General features: G+C 67.5%; 21 protein-coding genes. 5 read left to right on the top strand and 16 right to left on the bottom strand.

Annotated features, from left to right (window positions below):
* Positions 1–445 precede the first annotated feature (445 nt).
* Positions 446–1,195 carry a transcriptional repressor LexA gene (lexA, locus tag ASF27_RS07935; protein ID WP_056174092.1) on the top strand — a complete coding sequence of 250 codons (750 nt, stop codon included), beginning with the start codon at positions 446–448 and terminating at the stop codon, positions 1,193–1,195.
* Here the strand turns inward: lexA and ASF27_RS07930 are convergent.
* Positions 1,189–3,423: a ComEC/Rec2 family competence protein gene (locus tag ASF27_RS07930; protein ID WP_244480950.1), complete on the bottom strand. Its 2,235-nt coding sequence runs from the start codon at positions 3,421–3,423 to the stop codon at positions 1,189–1,191. The two genes, lexA and ASF27_RS07930, sit on opposite strands and share 7 nt — an antisense overlap.
* Before the next feature lie 194 nt (positions 3,424–3,617).
* On the opposite strand from ASF27_RS07930, the gene gltX reads away from it, so the two are divergent.
* The 3 genes from gltX to ASF27_RS07915 all read left to right on the top strand — a co-directional run bounded on the left by gltX (position 3,618) and on the right by ASF27_RS07915 (position 7,589).
* Positions 3,618–5,042 carry a glutamate--tRNA ligase gene (gene gltX / locus ASF27_RS07925; RefSeq protein WP_056359118.1) on the top strand — a complete coding sequence of 475 codons (1,425 nt, stop codon included), beginning with the start codon at positions 3,618–3,620 and terminating at the stop codon, positions 5,040–5,042.
* A gap of 240 nt (positions 5,043–5,282) precedes the next feature.
* Positions 5,283–6,572 carry a citrate synthase gene (gltA, locus tag ASF27_RS07920; RefSeq protein WP_056173165.1) on the top strand — a complete coding sequence of 430 codons (1,290 nt, stop codon included), beginning with the start codon at positions 5,283–5,285 and terminating at the stop codon, positions 6,570–6,572.
* 123 nt (positions 6,573–6,695) lie between these two features.
* A complete protein-coding gene (locus ASF27_RS07915) occupies positions 6,696–7,589 on the top strand; it encodes a dihydrodipicolinate synthase family protein (protein WP_056359115.1) in 894 nt (297 codons plus the stop codon).
* Here the strand turns inward: ASF27_RS07915 and ASF27_RS07910 are convergent.
* The 5 genes from ASF27_RS07910 to fabZ form a co-directional block, all read right to left on the bottom strand.
* Positions 7,586–8,086: a hypothetical protein gene (locus tag ASF27_RS07910; RefSeq protein WP_056359112.1), complete on the bottom strand. Its 501-nt coding sequence runs from the start codon at positions 8,084–8,086 to the stop codon at positions 7,586–7,588. The genes ASF27_RS07915 and ASF27_RS07910 overlap by 4 nt on opposite strands.
* Positions 8,087–8,149: 63 nt before the next feature.
* Positions 8,150–9,322, bottom strand: a complete 1,173-nt coding sequence (gene lpxB, locus ASF27_RS07905) for a lipid-A-disaccharide synthase (protein ID WP_056359108.1) — start codon at positions 9,320–9,322, stop codon at positions 8,150–8,152.
* Positions 9,319–10,170: a UDP-2,3-diacylglucosamine diphosphatase LpxI gene (gene lpxI / locus ASF27_RS07900; protein ID WP_056359105.1), complete on the bottom strand. Its 852-nt coding sequence runs from the start codon at positions 10,168–10,170 to the stop codon at positions 9,319–9,321. Before lpxI ends, lpxB begins: the two co-directional genes overlap by 4 nt.
* The gene (gene lpxA / locus ASF27_RS07895) at positions 10,167–10,979 is read right to left on the bottom strand and encodes an acyl-ACP--UDP-N-acetylglucosamine O-acyltransferase (protein WP_056173150.1); all 813 of its coding nucleotides are present in this window, start codon (positions 10,977–10,979) and stop codon (positions 10,167–10,169) included. The genes lpxI and lpxA overlap by 4 nt, the downstream gene beginning before the upstream one ends.
* Positions 10,976–11,440 carry a 3-hydroxyacyl-ACP dehydratase FabZ gene (gene fabZ / locus ASF27_RS07890; protein WP_056174090.1) on the bottom strand — a complete coding sequence of 155 codons (465 nt, stop codon included), beginning with the start codon at positions 11,438–11,440 and terminating at the stop codon, positions 10,976–10,978. Before fabZ ends, lpxA begins: the two co-directional genes overlap by 4 nt.
* 300 nt (positions 11,441–11,740) lie before the next feature.
* On the opposite strand from fabZ, the gene ASF27_RS07885 reads away from it, so the two are divergent.
* Entirely contained in the window at positions 11,741–12,658 is a 918-nt protein-coding gene (locus ASF27_RS07885) for a Crp/Fnr family transcriptional regulator (RefSeq protein ID WP_082478880.1), read from the top strand.
* Between the two features lie 3 nt (positions 12,659–12,661).
* Here the strand turns inward: ASF27_RS07885 and lpxD are convergent, their stop codons facing one another.
* From lpxD to ASF27_RS07835, 10 genes are all read right to left on the bottom strand, one after another.
* Complete coding sequence (lpxD, locus tag ASF27_RS07880; protein WP_056359102.1) at positions 12,662–13,726, bottom strand: UDP-3-O-(3-hydroxymyristoyl)glucosamine N-acyltransferase; 1,065 nt, start codon at positions 13,724–13,726, stop codon at positions 12,662–12,664.
* A 44-nt stretch (positions 13,727–13,770) separates the two neighbouring features.
* Entirely contained in the window at positions 13,771–16,329 is a 2,559-nt protein-coding gene (gene bamA / locus ASF27_RS07875) for an outer membrane protein assembly factor BamA (RefSeq protein WP_056173144.1), read from the bottom strand.
* Positions 16,330–16,628: 299 nt separating this feature from the next.
* The gene (gene rseP, locus ASF27_RS07870; protein WP_056359100.1) at positions 16,629–17,789 is read right to left on the bottom strand and encodes an RIP metalloprotease RseP; all 1,161 of its coding nucleotides are present in this window, start codon (positions 17,787–17,789) and stop codon (positions 16,629–16,631) included.
* Positions 17,790–17,986: 197 nt separating this feature from the next.
* A complete protein-coding gene (dxr, locus tag ASF27_RS07865) occupies positions 17,987–19,150 on the bottom strand; it encodes a 1-deoxy-D-xylulose-5-phosphate reductoisomerase (RefSeq protein ID WP_056173137.1) in 1,164 nt (387 codons plus the stop codon).
* Positions 19,151–19,163: 13 nt separating this feature from the next.
* Positions 19,164–20,030, bottom strand: coding sequence for a phosphatidate cytidylyltransferase (locus tag ASF27_RS07860; RefSeq protein ID WP_056173134.1), 867 nt, complete (start codon positions 20,028–20,030; stop codon positions 19,164–19,166).
* The gene (locus tag ASF27_RS07855) at positions 20,030–20,869 is read right to left on the bottom strand and encodes an isoprenyl transferase (RefSeq protein WP_244480949.1); all 840 of its coding nucleotides are present in this window, start codon (positions 20,867–20,869) and stop codon (positions 20,030–20,032) included. The genes ASF27_RS07860 and ASF27_RS07855 overlap by 1 nt, the downstream gene beginning before the upstream one ends.
* A gap of 249 nt (positions 20,870–21,118) precedes the next feature.
* The gene (gene frr / locus ASF27_RS07850; RefSeq protein ID WP_056173131.1) at positions 21,119–21,685 is read right to left on the bottom strand and encodes a ribosome recycling factor; all 567 of its coding nucleotides are present in this window, start codon (positions 21,683–21,685) and stop codon (positions 21,119–21,121) included.
* Between the two features lie 147 nt (positions 21,686–21,832).
* Positions 21,833–22,555, bottom strand: coding sequence for a UMP kinase (pyrH, locus tag ASF27_RS07845; RefSeq protein WP_056173129.1), 723 nt, complete (start codon positions 22,553–22,555; stop codon positions 21,833–21,835).
* Positions 22,556–22,707: 152 nt separating this feature from the next.
* Entirely contained in the window at positions 22,708–23,631 is a 924-nt protein-coding gene (tsf, locus tag ASF27_RS07840; protein ID WP_056173126.1) for a translation elongation factor Ts, read from the bottom strand.
* 138 nt (positions 23,632–23,769) lie between these two features.
* Positions 23,770–24,837 carry a 30S ribosomal protein S2 gene (locus ASF27_RS07835; protein ID WP_056173123.1) on the bottom strand — a complete coding sequence of 356 codons (1,068 nt, stop codon included), beginning with the start codon at positions 24,835–24,837 and terminating at the stop codon, positions 23,770–23,772.
* Positions 24,838–24,842: the final 5 nt, after the last annotated feature.

The following is a 24,842-nucleotide window of genomic DNA, read 5'->3' as shown; positions in this document are numbered from 1 at the left end:
AGAAGACGACAACCGGGGATGTGACAGAGAAGGGTCATGCCCTGATCTGAGAATCCCCGCCCGGTTCAGCCAGCAGCTACCTTCCGGCATCCCCCCCCACCAACCCAATCCACCAAACTTGGCGAAGAGCCAGTTTGCTGGGTCAGGGTCAGGGGTCAATTCCAGACCGACGATGCACTAACTTCGAACCTGGGCCACCGCACGGGGGCAGGCCAAAGCAGGGACCAGCGGGGGTACCAAAACCCTATTAAATCATTGATGATAAACAATATTATCGGTTCGCCGCCAATTGGCGATGACAGGCTCATCGCCAATTTCGCCCGGCCTCTCCATCATGTATCTTTCCTCAGAACCCTTGCAGAACACTTCCGGAACGCATAACCTGTTCGCGATTTGTTTCTGTGGCTTAGTGCCGCTTTGTACTGTTCGAGGACGGGTGCCGTTCATGTTGACTCGTAAGCAGCTGGATCTGCTCCAGTTCATTCAACAGAAGATGAATGAGGGGGGCGTACCGCCGTCGTTCGATGAGATGAAGGATGCCCTCGACCTGAAGTCGAAGTCGGGCATCCATCGGCTGATCACGGCGCTGGAAGAGCGTGGTTTCCTCAGGCGCCTCCCCAATCGCGCCCGCGCCATCGAAGTGATCAGGATGCCCGAGAGTCTCGGCGGGCAGTCGGGCGCGGGCGCTGCGGCACCGACGGAGTCGCGTCGTTTCACACCGAGCGTCGTCGAGGGGGGCAAGGGCAAGGGCACCGTCGAGCGCATGCCGGTTGCACGCCTGCCGACGACGCGAGCGACGGATGGCGACGGTCGTGCCATCACCATTCCGGTCATGGGCCGGATCGCGGCCGGTACGCCGATCTCGGCGATCCAGGAGCAGAGCCACTCGGTCACCCTGTCCCCGGACTTTCTCTCGGGTGGCGAGCATTACGCCCTGGAGGTGCGCGGCGATTCCATGGTCGATGCGGGGATCCTCGACGGTGATCTGGTGGTGATCCGCAAGCAGGACACCGCCAACACCGGCGACATCATCGTCGCTCTCATCGACGACGAGGAAGCGACCCTCAAGCGCCTGCGCCGGCGTGGATCGTCCATCGCTCTAGAAGCGGCGAACCCCGCCTACGAGACACGGGTGCTCGGGCCCGATCGGGTTCAGATCCAGGGACGCCTCGTCAGTCTGGTCCGTCGCTACTGAAGAGTCTCGCCCGAGCCTTCGGAGGGAGGTTCGGGTTCGTCTGTATCTGGCGCTGTCGGCGCGGTCGGGACAGCCGGCGTCGGGGTCCGCGTCGGTACCGTTTCCCGCACCGGGCGCCAGGGTACACTCTCGCCGGCGCGTCGTGCCGTGGTGATGATCGGATCGGCCTTTGGCGGGAAGCGGATCGTCGCGGCACCGTGGGCAGCCAGGAATGGACGGTCGAGCACGAGTTTGGCGGCGCAGGCCGGCGGTGCATCGCGACGGGTGATCAGAACGTCGGCACGGATGCAATCCTCGTGGAGAGCGCGTTTGTCGGTGACGAGTGCAAGCACTCTTCCGTCCGGCAAATGCGCCGTGCAGCCGAGCCGATCGCACCGAGCGGTCGAGAGGGCGGTGACGGTGCCGGCCCGGCGTCCATCGCCATCGGCCTTCAGCCATTGCTCCAAGACGAAGGCTGGCGGTTTCCCCAGGGTTGCGAGGCGTCCGTCCTGGGCGCGAATGGCGATTCCAGCTCCCTCGCGGTCGATATAGAGATCCGGCCGCGTCGCGCTCGCGGCCAGGGCGACGCCGACGGCCATCGGTAGGAGGCCGAGCCAGCGCAGCCGCGACACCGGTAGGGTGAGCGTGACGAGGCCAAGGGCCATCGCCGCGAGGGCGCCGGGTCCGAAGGCTGGGATCACGTAGGTGGCGCGATCGAACCCGGCGATCCAGGTGGAGATCGTCAGCATCCCCCGCACGGCGAGACCCATGAGCCACCAGACCGGCTGATCGAGGGCGAAGGGGTAGGCCAGGATGCCGAGGACCGCCGCCGGCATCACGGCGAGCGAGACCAGGGGGAGGGTCAAGGCATTTCCGACGAGTCCGAAGGGCTGGACCGTCTGGAAGTGGTAGGTCGCGAACGGTGCCGTCGCGAACTGTGCGACCAGGGTCGTCGCAAGTGTGCCGATGATCGCGGTGGCGATCCAGATTGCAACGCGTCCGAGGGGACCGGCGCTTTGCCCGCGCAAGCTCACAGCGCCGATGAGCGGAGCGCAGGCGATGAGGCCCGCCACCGCCCCGAAAGACATTTGAAAACTCGGGCCGAGGAGCCCGTCCGGCTCACGCGCCAGGGCGATAAGGGCCGCCAGCGCCAGATTGCGCATGCTCAGGGCCGGTCGGTCCACCAGGATTGCACCGAGCATCACCAGGGTCATGATCAGCGCCCGTTCGGCGGCGATATCCCAGCCGGAGAACACGCAATAGGCCGTCACACCCGCCATGGCGCAGGCGGCGGCGATCTTCTTGATCGGCCAGCGCAGGGCCAGCGCCGGCGGCAGCGCGAGAAGTGCGCGCACGAGCCAAAACACCACCCCGGCCGCCAGCACCATGTGAAGGCCTGAGATGGACACGACGTGATAAATTCCCGCCGCGCGCAGGACATCATTGGTCTCCGCGTTGATGAGGCCGCGTTTGCCCGTCACCAGGGCGGCCGCGACGGCGCCGGCCTGCCCGCCATTGGCGTCGGTGATGCGGCGCGTCAGGGCGTTGCGGGCGTCGTCGACCGCAGCGGCGAGCTGCAAGGACCGTGGCAAATCCTCCGGGGGCGGCCGCACTTGGATCGTGCCGACGAGGGAGCCCACCGCCCCGATCCCGCGAAAATAGGCATCGCGGGCAAAATCGTAGCCGCCCGGCCGCGCCGCTTCGGGAGGCGGAAGCAGGCGCGCCGTCGCGGCGATGCGATCACCGGGTTTCAGCGGCGGTGCCTTCTTGAACGACACCCGCACCCGACGGGGCCGCTGCTCTGCCGCGAGGGTGCCGAAGCTCTCGACCCGAACGATGAGTCGTGCGCCCTCCTCTCGCTCGTCGAGGGCTTCGATGAGCCCGACGAGGGGCGCGATGGTGGTTCTGGCCAGCACCGGGCTCGCCACCTGCGCGAGGCGGAACGTGGCGGCCGTAAAACCAAGGAATGCGGCGACGAGCCCGACGAGAACGGCCAGGACCACGGGTCTGGCCGCGAAGACGGGTGTCAGAGCGATGAGGATCGCCGCAACGGCGAGCGGTGCCCCCAGGGATGACGGCCCGGAGGTCGCAGTGAAGCAAAGCAGCACCCCGAGGCCGAACGCCACCGCGAGCCAGGGAAAGAGTCGGCGCTGTTCGACCTCCCGGGAGAATCCAGCGGCGACACCCTCCTGAAGCGTGCCGAGCCACAGGGACGGCGCGGGAACGCGGGCGGCAGCGCGCACCCACATCCGTCCGGCGGTCCATGCGCCCCCCTGCCCCATCCCACGACACCTCCGGGCGTGACCCGCGTGCGACCCTTCACCATTCCGAGGGGTGGGGGTGACGATTTCTTAACGCCTGCCTTCGCGCATGCTACATGCCCATCCCCGGGCCGGTCGATCCGCCGTCCGCCTGCTCCCCTACAGAGTCTAAGCCAAGATCGATGTCGTCCACCGTCGTCACGCGCTTCGCGCCCTCCCCAACGGGCTATCTTCACATCGGCGGCGCGCGCACCGCCCTGTTCAACTGGCTCTATGCCCGTCGCTTCGGCGGCCGGATGCTGCTGCGCATCGAGGATACGGATCGCGAACGCTCGACCCAGGGGGCGATCGACGCGATCCTCGACGGGATGCGCTGGCTCGGCCTCGATTGGGACGGCGATGTCATCTACCAGTACGCCCGGGCCGACCGGCACCGGGAGGCGGCGGAGACTTTGCTCGCGTCGGGGCACGCCTATCGCTGCTACGCGACGCCGGACGAACTCACGGCCATGCGCGAGGCGGCGCGGGCCGAGGGCCGGCCCCTTCGCTACGATGGCCGCTGGCGCGACCGCGACCCGTCCGAGGCGCCCGCCGGGGCGAAGCCGGTGATCCGCCTGCGCGCGCCGCTCGAAGGCGAGACCGTGGTCGAGGACGGCGTGCAGGGACGCGTCGTCTGGCAGAACCGAGACCTCGACGACCTCGTGCTCCTGCGCTCCGACGGCAACCCGACCTACATGCTCGCCGTGGTGGTGGACGACCACGACATGGGCGTCACCCAGGTCATCCGCGGCGACGACCATCTCACCAATGCGGCGCGCCAGCGCCAAATTTCGGATGCCCTCGGCTGGGACGCACCGGCCATGGCGCACATCCCGCTCATCCATGGGGCCGACGGGGCCAAGCTGTCGAAGCGCCACGGGGCGCTGGGCGTCGACGCCTATCGCGATCTCGGCTACCTGCCGGCGGCTTTGCGCAACTACCTCGTGCGCCTCGGCTGGAGCCACGGCGACCAGGAAGTGTTCTCCACCGACGAGATGATCGCGGCCTTCGATCTCAAGTCCATCGGGCGCTCGCCCGCGCGTTTCGATTTCGCCAAGCTGGAGAATCTCAACGGGCTCTACATCCGAGGCGCCGACGACGCGGATCTCGTCGCAGCCCTCGACGGCGTGCTGCCGGCCCTGGGCCCGTCGCGCGGCATCGCCTCGCCCATGGCACCCGAACTCCGCGAGAAGCTGATTGCGGCGATGCCCGGCCTGAAGGAGCGGGCGAAGACCCTCGTCGACCTCCTCGACAGCGCCTACTACCTCACGGCGGCCCGGCCCCTGGCCCTCGACGACAAGGCCGCTTCCCTCCTCGGCCTGGAGGCGCGGACCCGCCTCTCCGCGATCCTGCCCGCCCTGGAAGCGCTTCCGGAATGGAGCGCTGCCGCAACGGAAGGCACCGTGCGCGCTTTCGCCGAATCGGCGGCCGTGAAGCTCGGGCAGATCGCGCAGCCCCTGCGGGCGGCGCTGACCGGGCGGGCGACCTCGCCGCCGGTCTTCGACGTCATGGCCGTGCTCGGGCGCGAAGAGTGCCTCAGTCGCTTGCGTGATCAGGCCACCGCCTGACGCGGCGGGTTTCGCTGGCGTCGACGCGGAACGCCCGGGCCGAATGACAAACCGGCCTGGATTTCGCTTCGTGGCGTTCGTGACGCGGACGCTCGGTTGAAGGCGGTCGACCGATCCGCTAACCCGATGCTCGTGTGAGCAAGTGCAGCATGCGTTGCCCTTGCGCCCCGGAACCGGGTTGGTGAACCATCGCCACACGGGCCGGCGCCGCCCCGCTGCCACGAAAGGGTCCACGTCTCCATGAGCGCCACCAGCACCATCACCGTGGGCGACGCGCAGGTCGAGTTGCCGATCAAGACCGGTACCATCGGCCCCGACGTCATCGATATCGGCCAGCTCTACGCCAAGACCGGCAAATTCACGTTCGACCCGGGTTTCACCTCGACCGCGTCGTGTGAATCCAAGATCACCTACATCGACGGCGATGCCGGCGTGCTGCTCTATCGCGGCTACCCCATCGACCAGATCGCCGAGAACGGCGATTTCCTCGAGACCTGCTATCTCATGCTGTTCGGCGAGTTGCCGACGCCGGCCCAGAAGGCCGACTTCGATTACCGGGTCACGCGCCACACCATGGTGCATGACCAGATGAACCGATTTTTCCAGGGGTTCCGCCGCGACGCGCACCCGATGGCGATCATGGTCGCCTGCGTCGGCGCCCTGTCGGCGTTCTATCACGACTCGACGGACATCTCGGACGACAAGCAGCGCATGATCGCGAGCTTGCGCATGATCGCCAAGATGCCGACACTCGCTGCGATGGCCTACAAGTATTCCATCGGTCAGCCGTTCGTCTATCCTAAGAACGACCTCGACTATACGTCGAACTTCCTGCGGATGTGTTTCGCGGTGCCGTGCGAGGAATTCAAGGTCAATCCGATCTTCGCCCGGGCTCTCGACCGGATCTTCATCCTCCACGCCGATCACGAGCAGAACGCTTCGACCTCCACCGTGCGTCTCGCCGGCTCGTCGGGGGCCAACCCGTTCGCCTGCGTCGCCGCCGGCATCGCCTGCCTGTGGGGACCGGCCCATGGCGGCGCCAACGAGGCGGCCCTGAAGATGCTCGAGGAGATCGGGCACCCTGAGAACGTGGCCAAGTACGTCGCCAAGGCCAAGGACAAGAACGACCCGTTCCGGCTCATGGGCTTCGGGCACCGGGTGTACAAGAACTACGATCCGCGTGCGCGAATCATGCAGAAGACCACCCACGAGGTGCTCGGCCAACTCGGGATCAAGGACGATCCGCTGCTGGAGGTCGCCGTCCAGCTCGAGAAGATCGCCCTCGAAGACGACTACTTCATCGAGAAGAAGCTCTACCCGAACATCGATTTCTACTCGGGCATCACCCTCAAGGCGATGGGCTTCCCGACTTCGATGTTCACCGTGCTGTTTGCGCTCGCCCGCACCACGGGCTGGATCGCCCAGTGGGCCGAGATGATCGAGGACCCGTCTCAGAAGATCGGCCGGCCGCGTCAGCTCTATATCGGCCCGGACAAGCGCGAATACGTGCCCATCGATCAGCGCGCCTGAAGGCGGGGCGGCTCATCCGGTAGAGGGCGAGCCAGGGACAGTGCAGCCGGGTAGGGTTTATCCCGCCCGGCCGTACCCGCTACGTGGGCGGAGGCATGCGGCCTTCGCCGCCCGGAGGCACCCATGATCCTTCCAAATGGGCTGTCGGCCTTTCCGATCACACCGGCGGATCCGAGCGGATGTGTCGATGTCGGGGCGTTGCGTCGGCTGGTTACGCCCTTGCGCGATGCCGGGGTCGATTCCATCGGCCTTCTCGGCAGCACCGGCTCGTACCCGTATCTTAGCCGGCAGGAGCGGCGTCGCGCCGTTGAAGCGACCCTGGATGCAGTCGGCACCGATGTTCCGATCCTCGTCGGCGTCGGCGCCCTGCGGACGGACGAGGCCGTGGCGCTGGCCCAGGATGCCAGAGCCATGGGGGCCGCGGCCGGGCTGCTGGCCGCCATTTCCTATACGCCCCTGACCGAAGACGAGGTGTTCGCGCATTTCGTGACCGTCGCCCGAGAGAGCGGCCTGCCGCTCTGCATCTACGACAATCCCGGCACCACCCATTTCGCCTTCACGGCCGCGCTCGTCGGACGCCTGAGCCGTGAACCCGGCGTGATCGCCGTCAAAAGTCCGGCCTGCGCACCGCCAGAGATCGCCGCACATCTGCAAGGCTTGCGCGAGGCCGTCCCGGCCGGTTTCTCCCTCGGCTACAGCGGCGACTGGAACACCGTCGAGGCTCTGCTGGCTGGGGCCGACACCTGGTACAGCGTCATGGGCGGATTGTTTCCGCAGACCGCCATGGCGATCGTGAGGGCCATCCGGACGGGAGACCATACAGCGGCGCGGGATTTGGACGTACGATTGCAGCCGCTCTGGAGCCTGTTCAAGGAGTTCTCGAGCCTGCGCGTGATCTATGCCTATGCCGATGCCCTCGGGGTCTGCCACACCGACCCGCCACGCCCGATCCTACCCCTTCCGGATCGCGTACGGGACCGCGTCGTGCAGACCTTACGTGGTTTGGATCTTCGCTAAGGTCCTCGCCCCAGATCCGATCGCGCCGACAAGCGGATGAGACGCGGGCGCCAGATACCAAGAACCACGTTGGCCGTCGCGACCGCGAGGAGAACCCAGAGGGTGTTCGCCTCGGCGGCGAGGGATTGGCCCAGCATGGCGAGATCGACCTTGCCGATCAGGGCGCCAGCGCTGAGGTCCGCCTCCTGCTGCATCGGTCCCTGAACGTAGACGAGGCCACCTTCGAACATCAGCACGCCGGTGGCGAACTTCACCCAGGCCCAACCCGCATTGTGGAAAGCGCGTTGTGCGAGGGCGAGCAGGCCGGCCAGCAGCGTCAGAGCGAGAGAAGGGAGGAAGATCCAGGACGCCACCGCGCCCATGGCTCCGCGCATCAGCGCATAGCCGGCGAGGGACGAGGACGGGGGCGTGAAGCTCAGCATCACGACGAGGCAGGCCATCGCCCCCATGACGCCGATGGCCCCCATGGTGTGGAGGAATTTGAGCGTGCGTCGCACCGTACCGAGCCCGCCGTACGATTGGGTCCGTGCAAACCTATCGTACGCCGTACACCCCGTCGATCAGGTCACCCGCGTCGCGCCCAGCACGATTCGGGCCGCACGCCGGCTCGGTTCCTCGCCACCGGGCAGCCGCATCAGGCCGTCGATCCGCGACAGGGCCTCGATCTGCGCGTCGCGTGCCGGCCCGCCGGCCAGAAGAGGCGCCAAGGCCTCGACGAGGCGCTGAGCCGTGCAATCGGCCTGGATGAACTCCGGCATGGCGTTCTGCGCCAGAATCAGGTTCGGCAGCACGATGGTGGGCACCTGGATCAGGCGCCGGGCCACGGCCTCCTCGATACGCGAGACCTTGTAGGCGACCACCATCGGCACGCCGGCCAAGGCAAGTTCGAGGGTCACGGTGCCGGAGGCCGCGAGCGCCACGCGGGCACGCCTGAAGGCCTCATGCTTGGCGGCCTCGCCGTGCACGAGGCGCACCGGGGCGTCCCACGCTCGCGCCAGGCGTTCGATGAGGGCGCGGTGGCGGGTCACGGCAGGCAGCACCGCCTCGATCTCACCGAAGCGCTTCCTGAGCTGCCCCAGGGTCGCGCCGAACACAGGCATCAGCCGCTCGATCTCCGAGCGGCGTGACCCCGGCAGGATCACCAGGGTCGGCGGCGTCGCCGCGCGCGCCTGCGCCTCCCGGGCGTCGGGCCGTAGCTCCTCCAGACGCTCGATCAGGGGGTGACCGACATAGGTGCAGGCCGGACCGCCGAGGCGGCGATGGGCTTCCGGCTCGAATGGCAGCAGGGCGAGGACATGATCGATGAACGGCCGCATCTTCGCCGCGCGCCAGGGCCGCCACGCCCATACGCTGGGCGACACGTAATCGACGATGGGCAGGTCCGGCATCCGCTTGCGCACGCGTGACGCGACCGCATGGGTGAAGCCCGGACTGTCGATGATGACGAGGATATCGGGGCGGGCGTCCATTACGTCGCGTACGGTCTGGCGGATGCGGCGCAGCAGGGTTCGCAGCCGTGCGGCCACGGGCAGGTAGCCCATCACCGCCACGTCATCGATGGGAAACAGCGAAGTGAAGCCTTGCTCCGTCATCGCCTCGCCGCCGACGCCGCCGAACCGGATCGGTCGGTCCGACAGGTCGCGCAAGCCGCGCATGAGCTTGGCGCCGAGCTGGTCGCCCGAATCCTCGCCCGCGACGAGCCAAATCTTCCTTGGCGCGGTCTTGTCGCTCATGCGTCGATCCCCAGACCGACGAGGAACAGGCCTGCACGATCGGCGGCTGCGATGGTCGCGGGCCGGTCGATGATGAGGGTGAACCCGGCCTGGATCGCGAGGCCGGCGCAGCCCGCCGCCGCCGCCGCCGCGATGGTACGCGGGCCGATGGCCGGTAGATCGACGCGCAGGTCCTGCCCGACCTTTGCCACCTTGACGAGAACGGTGCCGGGCTGGCTCGCTCCCAGACCGAACGGCTTGCGGCCAAGCGCTCGGGCGCGGGCGAGCATCCGGTCGGTGCCCTCGGGACCCTCGACGGCGACCGCGCGCTGGGCCACCACCACGGCGGCCTGCCCGACGTCGTAGGGCGCCAAGGCGCCCAGGAGGGCGCGCCCCGTGTCGATGGATTCACGGGAGGCGGCATCGGGCACGTGCCGTCCCATGACGCCCTCGGGGCTCAGGAGATCGGGGGCCACCTCATGGACGCCGACGACGCCGTGGCCGTTCTCTTCGAGCAGCGCCAGGGCCCCGCGCAAGAGCCGGTCGTCGCCGCCGCCGGCGATGGCCTTGAGGGCGTCCCGATTGCGCAAGGCCGCGGCGGCGTTGAGGATGGCGGCCGGGTTCGGCCGCGAGACGCCGCCGGCCGGCACCACGCTCACCGGCCCCCAGGCCTTGAGGATGGCCAGCACCCCGGCGATGTCGAGGAGATCGACGGTGGCCTCCGCCCGAGCCCGCATGCCACGCTCTGCGAAGCCCCGGATCGCGAGGATGCGGAACGGACGCCCGGCCCGGTCGAGGGATTCGGCCACGAGCTCGGGCAGACGTCCTGCTCCGGCGACAAGGACGAGGGGAGCCGGCAGGGCTCTCAAGGCGCGCCCGGCGTCTCGCGCGGGGTGCAGATCGAACGCTTGCCGCCGGCTCGGATGAACGCGACGATCTCGGCGACGCCCCGATGGGTATCGAACTCCGCCGCCACGTCCTCCACTCGCTCCATCAGCGTTCCCTCGGGGGCGAACAAGAGGCGATAGGCGCGGCGCAACGCATGGATATCCTCGCGGGCGAAGCCCCGGCGCTGCAGCCCGATGATGTTGAGACCCGACAGATAGGCTCGGTTGCCCAGTGCCATGCCGAAGGGAATGCAGTCGTTCTCGAGGGCCGACATACCGCCGACGAAGGCGTGCGCCCCGACGCGGGCGAACTGGATCACCGCCGCGCCGCCGCCAAGGATGGCGAAATCGCCCACCGTGCAATGGCCGGCGAGCATGACGTTGTTGGAGAACACGACCCCGTTGCCGACCCGGCAATCGTGCCCGACATGGGAGTTGGCCAGGAAGGTACAGGTGTCACCGACCGTGGTTTCCAGGCCGCCGCCGGCGGTGCCGGGGTTCATGGTGACGCCTTCGCGGATAAGGCAATCGGCGCCGATGGTGAGCGTCGACGCCTCCCCGCGGAATTTCAGGTCCTGTGGTGGATGGCCGATGGAGGCGAAGGGATAGAGGCGGGTGCGCGATCCGATGGTGGTGGAGCCGGCCACGACCACGTGGCTGACGAGCTCGCAGCCATCGCCGAGCCTGACCTCCGGGCCGACATGGCAGAACGGTCCGATGCGGACATCGGCCCCGAGGATCGCGCCGTCCTCGATCACGGCACTCGGGTGGATGCCCACCACAGCGGTCATTCCGTCACCAGCATGGCGCCGATCTCGGCCTGCGCCACCAGGGTGTCACCGACACGGGCTTCACCCCGGAACCACCACATGGTGCGGCGCTGATTCAGCTTGGTCATGTGGTAGCGCACGGTGTCTCCGGGCACGACGGGCTTGCGGAACTTGCACTTGTCGATGGTCATGAAGAACACCTGCTTGGCGCGCAGATCGTCGGTCATGATGTGCTGGCAGCAGATGGCGCCGGCGGTCTGAGCCATTCCCTCGATGAGGAGCACGCCGGGGAATACCGGCAGACCGGGGAAGTGCCCGGTGAATTGCGGCTCGTTGATCGTGACGTTCTTGATGCCGACACAGGAGCGGTCACCGTCGATCTCGACGATCCGGTCGATCATGAGGAAGGGATAGCGGTGCGGCAGGAGTTCCAGAACCTTCTGGATATCGGCCGAGCCGAGCTCGCGCGGCATCTCGTTCATCGATCGGATCATCTCCCTGACACGCGGCGGCGCTTCCGGCGCTTCGCCCCGCTCGTTCTCGTATCCGCCATTCGAAAAAAGGCGAAGTCTTTGTGGTTGAGGTGAAGTCTTTCGGCAGAAACTTCGCCGGATGCAACCCCCGGGCGGGGGAAGTCACGCGTCACTGTCGGACAACCGGTCGCGCGTGTTCTGCCGTGAACCCAGCTCACGCACGTTGACCAGCCAAAGCTTCAGTGCGAAATCGTACCATAGGATGGCGGAAGGCATCTCTGGATCGTGCGCCATCAAGATATGGGTCTCATGTCCGTCAACCACCCGTCCGCTGTTCCGGTTCGGCGTTCACGTGATCGCACCGGCCGCCCCGTCGCTTCGCAACAGCCGGAAGCCACCTGGGGTCATCAAACGACCGACGTGAGTTTCGGCTCGGCACTGCAGGCGACCGGCTTCTCGACAGCCCAAACCGGTGAGAACGGCGGATCGCTTCGCGTCGGCACCCGCCAAGGCGTGAACCGTTTCAGGCGCAAACTCGAGAGTCACGTCGCACTCGGGAGCCAGGATGGGGATGCCGTCGAGCGGCTGACCGCTTCGTCGGAAACTTTCTCCGCACGGTCCGACCTGACCGCCCGGCACGAAACGAAGGGCGGACGCCTGATCCTGATGGAAGGGTTCGCCTGCCGCTACAGTCTGCTGACGGGGGGGCGCCGCCAGATCACGGCCTACCTCGTCCCCGGGGACAGCTACGATCTCGATGCGGCAGCGTCGAACCGGATGGACCACGGCGTGACGACGTTGACCTCGGCTCGCATCGTGCGCGCCGAGTCGTCGACGATTGAGGCGGTGGTGCAGGATCACCCAAGCATCGCAGGGGCCTTGCGCGCTGCCGAGAAGGTGGAGGAGGCGACCCTGCGCGAGTGGCTTGTCAACATCGGAGCCCGCCCGGCTCTCGAGCGGATCGCGCACCTGTTCTGCGAACTCGAGCTTCGCCTTCGGGCCGTGGGATTGGTGGAGAACGATCGGTGCGACATGCCGATCACGCAATACGATCTCGCCGATACCGCCGGCCTGTCGAGCGTCCACGTCAACCGGACCCTGCAGGAATTGCGCCGTCAGGGCCTAATCACCCTGACGGGGCGCGCTTTGACGATCCACGACCGGCCTTCGCTCCGAGCGTTGGCGGGCTTTGAGGCCGGCTATCTCCGCCTGCGGGAAATGGCATGAGCGTCAGGCCTTCGGCTCCTTCGGCTCGTCGCCGCCGGAGCGTTCCGCGAGTCGTGCGAGGGTGGTGAGTTCGCGGAACCACGCGCGAACCGGCTTGGCCGGCGTGCCGCCCCAGCGAGAGCCGGGCGGTACGTCGCGGTTGACGTTGGACGACCCGGCGATCTGTGCACCCATGCCGATGCGCAGGTGGCCGACGACGCCGACCTGCCCGCCGAGGACCACGTAATCCTCCAGGGTGGTCGAACCGGAGATGCCGACGCCCGAAACGATGACGCAATGTCGTCCGATTACGACGTTGTGGGCGATCTGGACGAGGTTGTCGATCTTGGTCCCCTCCCCGATCACCGTATCGCGGCTGGCACCCCGGTCGATGGTGGTGTTGGCACCGATCTCGACATCGTCCTGAACGATGACCCGACCGATCTGGGGCACCTTGAGGTGGCCGCCCGGCCCCATGGCGAAGCCGAACCCGTCCTGGCCGATGCGGGCGCCGGGGTGGACGATGACGCGATTGCCGAGCAGGGCATGGGTGAGCGTCGAACCCGCGCCGATGGCGCAATCCCGCCCGACCCGGACGTTCGGGCCGATCACCGCGCACGGACCGATCACCGTTCCTGAGCCGACCTCGGCGCCCGGACCGATCACTGCACCGGGATCGATACGGACACCCGTTTCGAGGCGGGCCTCCGGGTGGACATGGGCACCGGGTGCGACCCCTTTTGAACCGAAGACGGAGGCTGGACGCATCGCCTCCGGGTAGAGCCGGGCCAGGAGGCCCGCATAGGAGCGGTAAGGATCACGGGTGATCAGTGCAATGGTGCCGGTCGGCACACGGGCGGCGAAACGCGGCGAGACGAGGCACACTCCGGCCCGCGTCTGAGCCAGGGCGTCACCGTAGCGGGCATTGTCCATGTAGGCGATATCGCTCGGGCCGGCGCTCTCAAGGGGCGCGGCACCGTTGAAGATTGCCTGCGCGTCCGCCGCGGGGGGGAGCGAAACGCCGGCAGCCTCGGCGATGGCGCCGAGGCTGAGGGCGGTGTCGGGCGTGATGAAGATCGGATCTGCCATGACCGGAAACGCGCCGCCCTTGGAAAAGGGCGACGCCTTTGTCGTTAGAAGCGCGAGCCGCCGGAGAACCGGAACGCCTGAAGCTGATCCTTGCCGATGCGGAAGTTGGTGCCCGGGACCTTCACACCTTCGTCCTTGGTGAGGGCGTAGGCATAATCGAAGCGGATCGGTCCGAGCGGGGAGTTCCACAGGATCGAGGCACCGATGGAAGACCGGATGACCGCCTTGTCGTGAACGTTCACGCACTCCGGTTCGACACCGATGGTGGCCGAGTTGAAGTTACAGACGCCGCCGGGTGCGATGCCGTTGATGAAGGCGTCGCCATTGACGTTGAACTGCGTGCGGCCGTTGTAGCCGAACAGGGTACCGGCATCGGCGAAGACTGCGCCCTTCAGGCCAAGATCCTTGGGAATACCCCAGATCGGGAACTGGACCTCGACGGTGCCGCCCACATAGGTGCTGCCGCCGATGGCGTTGGACCGGCTGTCGGCTATGCCGACGTCGCGCGGACCGATGCCGTTGGGCGCGAAACCACGAACCAGCGACGGGCCGAGGAAGAATTGGTCCGTGATGCGCAGGGGCTCGTCGTTGAGCGCCGAGATGTGACCGCCCTGAAGCCGGACGAAGCCGACCACGTCCTCGTAGAACTCCTTGTAGTACCGGGCGTCGCCGGTCACGCGGAAGAACTTCGAGTCACCACCGAGGCCCGCGAGGTCAGGCTTGAGTTCGGCGTAGAGGCCGTTGCGCGGCAGGCCGATGTTGTCGAGGGTCGAGTAGGCCAGCGTGAGGCCGGCCAGCGACGTGAGAGTGTTGCCCTGCGAGCCCTTGAGGGCGATGGAGGCTTCACCGTCGAAGGCGCAGTTCGGGTAGGCCGCGAGGCCCGACACGTTCTGGCCATTGGCCGTGAACGTGTTGTTCGGATAGACCGCCGTGTAGCCCGGGATCGGGTTCGAGCAGTCGTTGTACGGCCGGCGGATGGTGTTCGGGACGCGCAGCTCGGTGTTGTAGAGCGAGTAACGCAGGGTGATACCGAACTCTTCGGTGATCGGCAGGCCGACGCGGAGCTGGCCACCGTACACGGTGGTCTCGTAGCGCGAGTAGCGGGTCTGGTCGCTGTACTTGTAGAACGCGTCGAAGCCGGCGGCGAGGCGGTAGCCGAGGAAGTACGGCTCGGTGAACGAGAAGTCGACGCCGCGGGCGTACTGGCCGGCGGTGCCGGCGACGCGGACATACTGGCCGCGGCCGAGGAAGTTCGACTCGGAGACCGAGACTTCACCGATGATGCCGTCCTGGGTCGAGTAGCCACCGGCGACCGAGAACGAACCCGTGGGCTGATCCTCGACGTCGATGTTGATGACCACGCGATCGGCGGCGGACCCCGGCTCGTTCGAGAAACGGACCTTCTTGAAGAAGCCGAGACCGTTCAGGCGACGCTCCGCCCGGTCCGTGAGGACGCGGTTGTAGGCATCACCCTCGGTGATATCGAGCTCGCGACGGATGACGTAGTCGCGGGTGCGGGTGTTGCCGCGGATGTTGATGCGCTCGACGTAGACGCGCGGACCGTCCTCGACAACGAAGCCGAGGGCCACGGTACCGGTGGCCGGATCGCGCTGCCCGGTGGGACGCACCTGGGCGAAGGGGAAGCCCTGGCGGGCAACCTGGTTCGTCACGCCACTAAGGGTGCGCTCGACATCCTCGGCGTTGTAGACATCGCCGACCTGGGCGCGAACTTCGCCATCCAGACCCTGCGTGTCGAGGCCGGGAAGGCGCGAATCGATGGCGACGGCACCGACCTTGTACTGCTGGCCTTCCTCGACCACCACGTCGATCACCCAACCGGCATCGGTCTCGGCCTCGACGTAGCGGGCATCGGCCTTGACGACGCGGAAATCGGCGTAGCCGTTCTTGAGGTAGAAGCGCCGCACGAGGTCGAGATCGTTGGTGATCCGGTCGGGATCATAGACATCGGAGGTCTTGATGAACGACAGGAAGTTCATCTCCGAGGAGGACATCAGCTCCTTGATCTTCGACTCGGAGTATTCCTTGTTGCCCGATATGTTGATCGCCTTGATGCCGGTCTTGTCGCCTTCCTCGATGACATAGATCACGTCCAGGCGGCCGTTGGGCAGATCGACGGTGCGGAAGCTGACCTTGGCGCTGCCGCGGCCCGAGCGACGGTAGATCTCGCGGATGCGCTGCATGTCGGCGGTGACGATGCCCTGATTGTAGGGACCACGCGCCTTGGCTTCGATCTCACCCTCGAGGGTGGCCTTCTCGACCTTCTTGTTTCCCTCGAACACCACCCGGTTGATGATGTTGTTCTCGCGCACGCTCACCACGGTGCTGCCGCCGCTGCGCGACACCTTAACGTCGGAGAACATGCCGCTCGCCAGGAGGTTGCGGCGGGCTTCCTCGGGCGAACCGGAGGCGGTGCCGGTCACGTAGGACCGGATCGTGTCGGAATCGACGCGCTTGTTACCCTGGACGACGATCTGCTCGGCCTGCGCCACGCCGCCGAGAACCAGCCCTGCGGCCGTGGTGGCGACTAGGACGATGGTCCGCTCCGCCGACTTACGTCGGCGCTTTCCCGTCATCGACATCATGTAATCGCCCGTCTCTTTTATTATCAGTACGGGTTCGCACCCGCGGACAGGCGCCGGTTTGCCCGGTCGTCCCGTCGTCTGGTCCCAAGCTCAGCTTCTAGCGGGTTTCCCGGTCGAAGCAAACGTTGGGGTCACCCGCTCACAGGGGATTTTGGGGACACGTGGCCTTCCGGTCACTTAACGCCGAAACGCCATCGCCGAACATGGTGAACGAAGCCACAACGCGACTTGGCCGCGCGGCGGATGCGCCAGCGCGGCCAGTGATTTGATCGAGTCTGAGGATTGCCTGGGAACGTCGATCAGGTGCCGCGCGACCCCCAGGAGGCACCGAGATTGAGGACGTCGTTCCAGGCGGCGAACAGCATCAGGAACAGCACCAGGGCCAAACCGATCCGGAAGCCGATTTCCTGCGTACGCTCGCTCAGTGGCCGCCCGCGCACGGCCTCGAAGGCGTAAAACAGAAGGTGTCCGCCATCGAGTAGGGGCACCGGAAACAGGTTGAGAAGGCCGATGGACACCGACAGAAGGGCGATGAGGCCGACGAGTCCGCCCGCACCGCTGACCTTGGCGACCTCGCCCGAGACCCGGGCGATGCCGATGGGCCCGGAGAGCTGATCGGCCGATTCACGCCCGGTCACGAGCTTGCCGATGTAATCGATGGTCCGGTCGACCACGAAGTAGGTCTCGTAGACGCCCTGACCCACGGACTGGAGCGGGCCGTAATGGACGAGCTTGGCCTCGCTGCCCTTCGGACCCTGGATGCCGAGGCGACCGAAACGGTGCCGCCCGAACGGGGTACGTTCCTCGACGCCGTCCGGCACGGCGGTGAGCACCTGCCGCTCGCCGTTGCGCTCGACGGTGATGGCGAGGCTGGAACCGGCGCTGGTGGTGACCGAACGCTGCATGTCGGTAAAGCTATTGACGGTGGTGCCGCCGATGGCCCGGATGATGTCGCCGGGCTGGAAGCCGGCGCGCTCGGCCGCGCTCCCTGCCATCACCGCCTCGACGCGGGCCGGTGTCTCGTAGCGTCCGCCGAAGTAGATCGCTCCGGAGAACAGCACGATGGCGAGGAGGAAGTTGGCGATGGGACCGGCGGCGACGATGGCGGCGCGCTTGGCCAGGGGCTGCGTCGGAAAGCTGGTGGCGCGCTCCTGGGGGCTCATCCGCGCCACCGCATCGGGGTCCGGCACGCTGGCACCGTTCGCGTCGCCGTGGAACTTGACGTAGCCCCCGAGCGGCACGGCCGAAAGCTTCCAGCGTGTGCCGTGACGGTCGTTGAAGCCGAAGAGTTCGGGGCCGAACCCGAGGGAAAAGGCGTGGACGCCGACGCCGCACCAGCGTCCGACGAGGAAGTGCCCCATCTCGTGAACGAACACGACGACGCTGAGCACGATCAGGAACGGGATCACGTTGCCGAAGAATCCGGCGGCTGTCCCGCCCATCGCGTTCAGAAAGTCCATCGTCGATCCTCGAAGCGTCCTGCCGGCAAGCCAATCCGCCTGTAGCAGATCGGGGCCGGGGCCGGCGAACGCAAATGCGCCAGCGTGGTTCTGGCGTCGCACTGGGGCAAAGACCAGCCGGAAAGCCGGTTTTCCTGCGATTTGGGTAAAGAGGGAGGGCTTGACCCGAAGCTCGCCGCGACGCGCTCCGGGCGGGATCAAGCCGCCAGGGCTTCGCTGCTCCAGGCCCGCACCTCGGCGTCGATGGCCAGGGCTTCGTCGACATCCGACGGTGCCTGCCGGTAGAGCCCTGCGAAATGGGTACAAGCGCGCTCGACCAGATCGGCGATCCCGTAGAAACCGATGGCGCCACTGATGAAGGCCGCCACCGCGATCTCATTGGCGGCGTTCATCACCGTCGGGGCCGCACCGCCGTCGCGCAGGGCGGCCCTGGCGATCCGAAGGCACGGGAACCGTGTCTCGTCGGCGGCCTCGAAGGTGAGACTCCCCACCGCCGCGAGGTCGAGGGAACGGCCCCGCGCGATGGTCAGTCGCTCGCCGAGCCCCAGGCAATGGGCGATGGGCACCCGCATGTCGGGCATGGCGAGCCCCGCCGTGACGGCGCCGTCGCGCCAGGTGATGAGGCCATGGACGATGGATTGTGGGTGGACGATCACGTCGAGGCGCGCCGCCTCGATGGCGAAGAGGTGATGCGCCTCGATGAGTTCGAGGCCCTTGTTCATCAGGGACGCCGAATCGATGTTGATCTTCATCCCCATGGACCAGGTCGGATGGGCGGCGGCCTCCGCGGGCGAGGCGGCGGCGATGCGTTCGGCGGTCCAGGTGCGGAACGGCCCGCCGGAGGCCGTGATGGTCATGGTGGCGATATCCGCAACCTTGCCGTCACCGAGCGCCTGGGCGAGGGCGTTGTGCTCGGAATCCACCGGCAGGAGGGTGGCTCCGTAGCGAACAGCGTCCCGCATGAAGGCGTCGCCGGCGCAGACGAGGCTCTCCTTGTTGGCGAGCGCCACCGTGCGACCCAGGCGGAGCGCGGCGTGGGTCGGGCGAAGACCGGCGGCTCCGCTCACGGCGGCCACGACGATGTCGGCATCGCGTGCCACGGCCTCCAGCACCGCGCCTTCGCCGGCGCCGTTGGGGATACCGGTGCCGGAGAGGAGATCGCGCAGGGCCGCCCCCTGTGATTCGTCGGCCAGCGCCACGAAGTCGGCACCGATTTCGCGCGCGAGCTTCGCGATCGCGACGGCGTCACGGCCGCCCACCAGGGCGCCGACGCGGAAGCGCTCGGGATGCTGGCCGAGAAGGTCCGTGGTGGAGCGGCCGATGGAACCGGTGGCACCCAGGATGGAAACGGTGAGACTCAACGGAGACAATCCTTCAGACCGCGCCCATGCGATGCGCGAGGAGATACAATCCGGCCAGCAAGGCCACGGCGGCGAAACCGTCGAGACGGTCCATGACCCCGCCGTGGCCGGGGATGGAGCGGCCGGAATCCTTGACGCCCCAGTGCCGCTTCAGGGCGGATTCGGCCAGATCGCCGGCCTGACTGAAGATCGAGGCGGCGGCGCTGACAGCGCCCACGATGGCAAGTGAGGTCGCCGCGAGCGGGCTCCAGCCGTAGCCCCGCGCCAGGGCGACGAGGCCGATGCCCGCGGCGGTCCCGGCGGCGAGACCACCGAGCGCGCCCGACCACGTCTTCTTCGGGCTGACACTCGGCATCAGCTTCGGGCCGCCGAACGTGCGGCCTGTGATGTAGGCGACGACATCGGTGGACCACACCACCGCGAACATCCAGGCGGGCCCGAGGATGCCGATGCCGGGATCGTCGCGCAGACCCGGCGGAACGAGGGCGACCACGGCGCCGCCGGCAAGGCCCGCCACCGCGCGGCCCCGCGCCGGACCGTCCTGGGCCAGGACGAGCAGACCGAGGGTCCCCGTCGCGGCGACGGCGAGGAATACGAGGGGGGTGGCTCCCTCCCGGAGGCACAGGGAGAGGCCAGCGAGGGTCACGCCGATGATCGTCAGGAGCAGCCGGCGCGGGCCGGTGCGGCTCATGCCGATCCACTCCGCGGCGCCGACGAGGGCGGCGGCCAGCCAGATGAAGGCGAACGGTCCGCCGCCGAGGATCAGGGCCGAGACCACGAGGATCGCCAGCACGACCCCAGACACGAGGCGAAGCTGGAACTCGCGCCCACTCAGGGGATTGCGCCGCACACCCGGGGCCGCCTCGCTCGGGCTTCCCATCAGCCGGTCTTGTCGCTGAGACCGCCGAAGCGCCGGTCGCGGCGATGGTACTCGCCGATGGCCGCCACGAAGGCGTCGTGGTCGAAGTCCGGCCAGAGGGCGGGCGTGGTCACGTACTCGGCGTAGGCCGTCTGCCACGTGAGGAAGTTCGACAGACGCAGTTCGCCCGAGGTGCGGATCACCAGATCGGGATCGGGAATGCCGGTGGTGTCGAGGGCCGCCGTGATGCTGTCGATGTCGATGTCGTCGGGGCTCGTACGGCCCTCGGCGCAGGCCCGGGCGAGGGTGCGCACGGCGCGGACGATCTCCTGGCGACCACCGTAGTTGAACGCGACCACCAGGGTCAGGCCGGGATTGGCCCGGGTCATCGCCTCGGCCTCGTCCAGAAGGGCGACGATATCGGCGCTCAGGCCCTCGCGGTCGCCGATGATCCGCACGCGCACGCCGTTGCGATGAAGCTCGGCCAGATCGCGGCGCACGAACAACTTGAGCAAGCCCATGAGGTCGGCGACCTCCGCCGGCGGACGGCGCCAGTTCTCGGACGAGAACGTGTAGATGGTCAGGTAGCGCACGCCGAGGTCGATGGAGGACCGCACGGCCCGACGCACGGCCTCGACGCCGCGGCGATGGCCCTCGACGCGGGGCAAACCCCGCCGTGCCGCCCAGCGTCCGTTGCCGTCCATGATGATGGCGACGTGCGCGGGCGCTGGCAGCGCGAGGCCGGCGGGCAGCACCGGCGCCGCACCGGACACGGCCGGCGAGCGGACTTCGAACGCCGACGCGCCCTGCCCTCCCACCATCCCGGCTTCGATGTGACGCGCGCCCTCAGTTCGACCCAACGCGCCCCTCCCCCGTGCTTCGTCCCGTTCGGACGGCAATCCGCCGAACGCCGGAACCGTGATCGATCAAATCGAACCGCGGTCCCAGAACCTTCCCTCGTCCTGCGTCCTTACGACGAACTCAACATCAAAGTCGTCGCAGAGCGCAGGGGAGCATCGTCTCGGATACCCGCTCCAAGACGATGCTCCCGATCCTCGGTCACGCATCGGCTGTTGCGAAAGCCGGTGTCCACCTCTCGGGCAGATGCGCTAGACCTGCATGATTTCCTTTTCCTTGGACGCCAGCACGCCGTCGATCTCGGCGATGTGCTGATCGGTGACCTTCTGGACTTCACCGGCCTGACGCTTCTCGTCGTCTTCGCTGATGGCGCCGTCCTTCTCCAGCTTCTTCAGATGGTCGAGCCCGTCGCGACGCACGTGGCGGACGGCGACACGAGCCTCTTCCGTATACTTGTGTGCGACCTTGACCATTTCCTTGCGGCGCTGCTCGTTCATCTCCGGCACGCGCAGGCGGATGGTCTGGCCTTCCGTCTGGGGGTTCATGCCGAGGTCGGATTCGCGGATCGCTTTCTCGACGGCGCTGACCATGCCCCGGTCCCAGACCGAAATGCTCAGCAGGCGGGGCTCCGGCACGCTCACGGTGGCGACCTGCGCCATTGGCATCATCGCCCCGTAGGCATCGACCTGGATCGGATCGAGGATGCTCGGGGTCGCGCGGCCCGTTCGCAGGGAACCAAGGTCGCCCTTGAGGGAGGTGACGGCCCCCTGCATGCGGCGCTTGATGTCGTTCAGATCGAATTCGGGGATAGCAGCCATGCGTTCAGTGTCCCGACGCGAACAGAGAGGGAGGGAAGCCGGGCCGCCGGGGCCCGTTCTGCGGCTTCAATGAACCAAAACCCTGTGGCCCGCAAATGTGTTCGCGGCCCTTCGGCGTTTCGCATCCGAGGATCGCGGGAGCGTGGATCAAGGAACCACGTGGGTGGCCGGTGCCTCCCCCGTGAGGATGGCCCGGATCGAGCTCGGCGCATGGACGGACCCGACCACGATGGAGAGACGGCTCTCGCGGGCGAGGGCGAAAGCGGCGGTGTCCATCACCTTGAGGTCGCGGCCGATGGCCTCGTCGTGGGTGAGGCGATCGTAGCGGGTGGCGGACGGGTCGATCTTCGGATCGGCAGAGTAGACCCCGTCCACCTGCGTCGCCTTGAGCACGGCATCGCAACGCAGCTCGGCCGCGCGCAGAACGGCGGCCGTGTCGGTGGTGAAGAACGGGTTGCCGGTGCCGCCCGCGAGCACGATGACCTGCCCCTTGTCGAGGTGGTGCAGGGCGGGCTGCCGCGCGAAGGTCTCGCAGATCGTCGGCATCGACACGGCCGACATGGTGCGGGCGGGTACGCCGGCGGCGTTCAGGGCGGTCTCGAGGGCCAGCGAGTTCATCACCGTCGCCATCATGCCGAGCGAATCGCCGGTGGCCCGGTCGATCCAGCCCGCGGCCGAGATGCGCGCACCGCGGATCATGTTGCCGCCGCCGACCACCAGGGCGAGTTGGATTCCAGCTTCCCGCGTACGGGCGATGTCGTCGGCGATTCCGGCGAGCGTCGGGGGGTGCAGCCAGTAACCGTCCGGCGCAGCGAGCGCCTCCCCGGACAGCTTCACGAGGACGCGGCGAAACGGTGTGGTCTCCGGCATCGAGCCAGTCCCCTCAAAGCCGTCCCGAAATCGGGGCGGCGAGCCAATCGGAAGCGGAGGGGTGTCTAGCGCAGGCGGGACCGAAACGTCGAGGGGCGGCGGCATCGCTGCCACCGCCCCCCTCACATTTTCGTCAGACCGTCGGTCCGTGATCAGCCGCGAGCGGCGGCCGCGACCTCGGCGGCGAAATCCGGAGCCTCTTCCTTCTCGATGCCCTCACCGAGGGCGTAGCGAACGAAGGCGGTGAGCTTGACCGGTGCGCCGGCCTTGCCCTCGGCTTCCTTGAGGACCTGCGTGATGGTCTTCGAGCCGTCGTGCACGAAGGGCTGCTCGAGGAGGGTGACCTCCTTGTAGTAGCTCTTCAGGCCGCTCTCGACGATCTTGGCGAGCACATTTTCGGGCTTTCCGGCGTTCTTCTCGCGCAGGATGTTGATCTCGCGGTCGAGGGTCGGCTGGTCGACGCCGGCGGCATCGAGGGCCACCGGGTTGGTGGCGGCGACGTGCATGGCGATCTGGCGACCGAGGGTGGAGAGGACCTCGACGTCACCCTCGGACTCGAGGGCGACGAGGACGCCGATCTTGCCGAGGCCGTCGACCACCTGGCCGTGGACGTAGGAGGCGATGACGCCCTTGGTCACGTCGAGCTTGGCGACGCGGCGCAGGGTCATGTTCTCGCCGATGGTGGCGATGAGGTTCGCGAGGCTCTCCTTGACGGTGGTCTCGGCGCCGGGGAACTTGGCGGACTCGAGGCCTTCGAGGGTGCCGTCGGTATCCAGGGCGAGCTTGGCGGCCTCGCGGGCAAAGCCCTGGAAGCTGTCGTTGCGGGCGACGAAGTCCGTCTCGGAGTTCACCTCGACGAGGGCGGCGTGGTGCCCGGCGGACTCGACGGCGACGAGGCCCTCGGCGGCGACGCGGCCGGCCTTCTTGGCGGCCTTGGCGAGGCCCTTCTTGCGCAGCCAGTCGACGGCGGCTTCGATGTCGCCGTCCGTCTCGTTCAGTGCGCCCTTGCAGTCCATCATGCCCGCGCCGGTCTTTTCGCGGAGCTCTTTCACCAGTGCGGCGGTGATGTTGGCCATGGCCTGTCCTTTCCGGGACTCTTGAAGTGGGGGATTCTTGAAGTGAAGGAGCCCGGCGCTCTGGAAAAAGCACCGGGCTTCAGGATGATGGTGTCGATCCGTCGGTGGCGGCCCTGGCTCGAGGCCGCCGTGGCGGTCTCAGGCGGCGGCGGCGGCCTCGGCGAAGCCACGGGCCTGCTCGACCCAGCCGTCACGGCCGATGCGGCCATTGAGCTTGAGATCGGCATCGACCTTGGCGACGTCCGCTTCGCTCATCGCGGCGATCTGCCAATAATGGTAGACGCCGGCTTCGTTGAGCTTCTGAACGATCTGGGGACCGGCACCGTGGAGCTTCGACAGGTCGTCGGGGGCGCCGCGCGGGGCCGAGAGCAGTTCGAAGTGCTCGGTGGACTCCACGAGGGCGGCCACATCGGCCTGGGTGACCGAGCCGGACTCGATGGAAGCCGCGCCCTCGTCGTTGGCGGGCAGCTCCTCGGCGGTCGGCTCCTCGGAGGCACCGAGATCGATGCCGCTCGAGCCCTGACCGCGCGAGATGCCATCGATGGCAGCGCGGGCGATGAGGTCGCAGTACAGAGCGATGGCGCGGCCGGCGTCATCGTTGGCCGGAACCACGTAGGTGATGCCGTCCGGGTTGCAGTTGGTGTCAACGATGGCGGCCACCGGGATCCCGAGGCGCTGGGCCTCCTTGATCGCGAGCTGCTCCTTGTTGGTGTCGATCACGAACAGCAGATCGGGCACGCCGCCCATGTCCTTGATGCCGCCGAGGGCCTTCTCGAGCTTGTCCTTCTCGCGGGCTAGCATGAGACGCTCCTTCTTGGTGAGGCCCTGGGCCCCGCCATCGAGGATCTCGTCGACCTTGCGCAGGCGCGAGATCGAGCCCGAGATGGTCTTCCAGTTGGTCAGCATGCCGCCGAGCCAGCGGGAGTTGACGTAGTACTGGGCCGAACGCTTGGCGGCTTCGGCGATGGTGTCGGCGGCCTGGCGCTTGGTGCCGACGAACAGCACGCGGCCACCCTTGGCGACGGTGTCGCTCACGGCCTGCAGGGCCTGGTGGAGGGCCGGCACGGTCTGGGCCAGGTCGATGATGTGGATGTTGTTGCGCGTCCCGAAGATGTAGGACTGCATCTTCGGGTTCCAGCGGTGGGCCTGGTGCCCGAAGTGGGCGCCGGCCTCGAGAAGCTGACGCATGCTGAAATCAACGGCCATGATCT

Origin of the sequence: Methylobacterium sp. Leaf102 (genome assembly GCF_001422425.1) — a bacterium.
GTDB lineage: Bacteria > Pseudomonadota > Alphaproteobacteria > Rhizobiales > Beijerinckiaceae > Methylobacterium.
The sequence above is the reverse complement of the archived record's forward strand: the minus strand, read 5'-3'. Positions and strand labels throughout refer to the sequence as shown.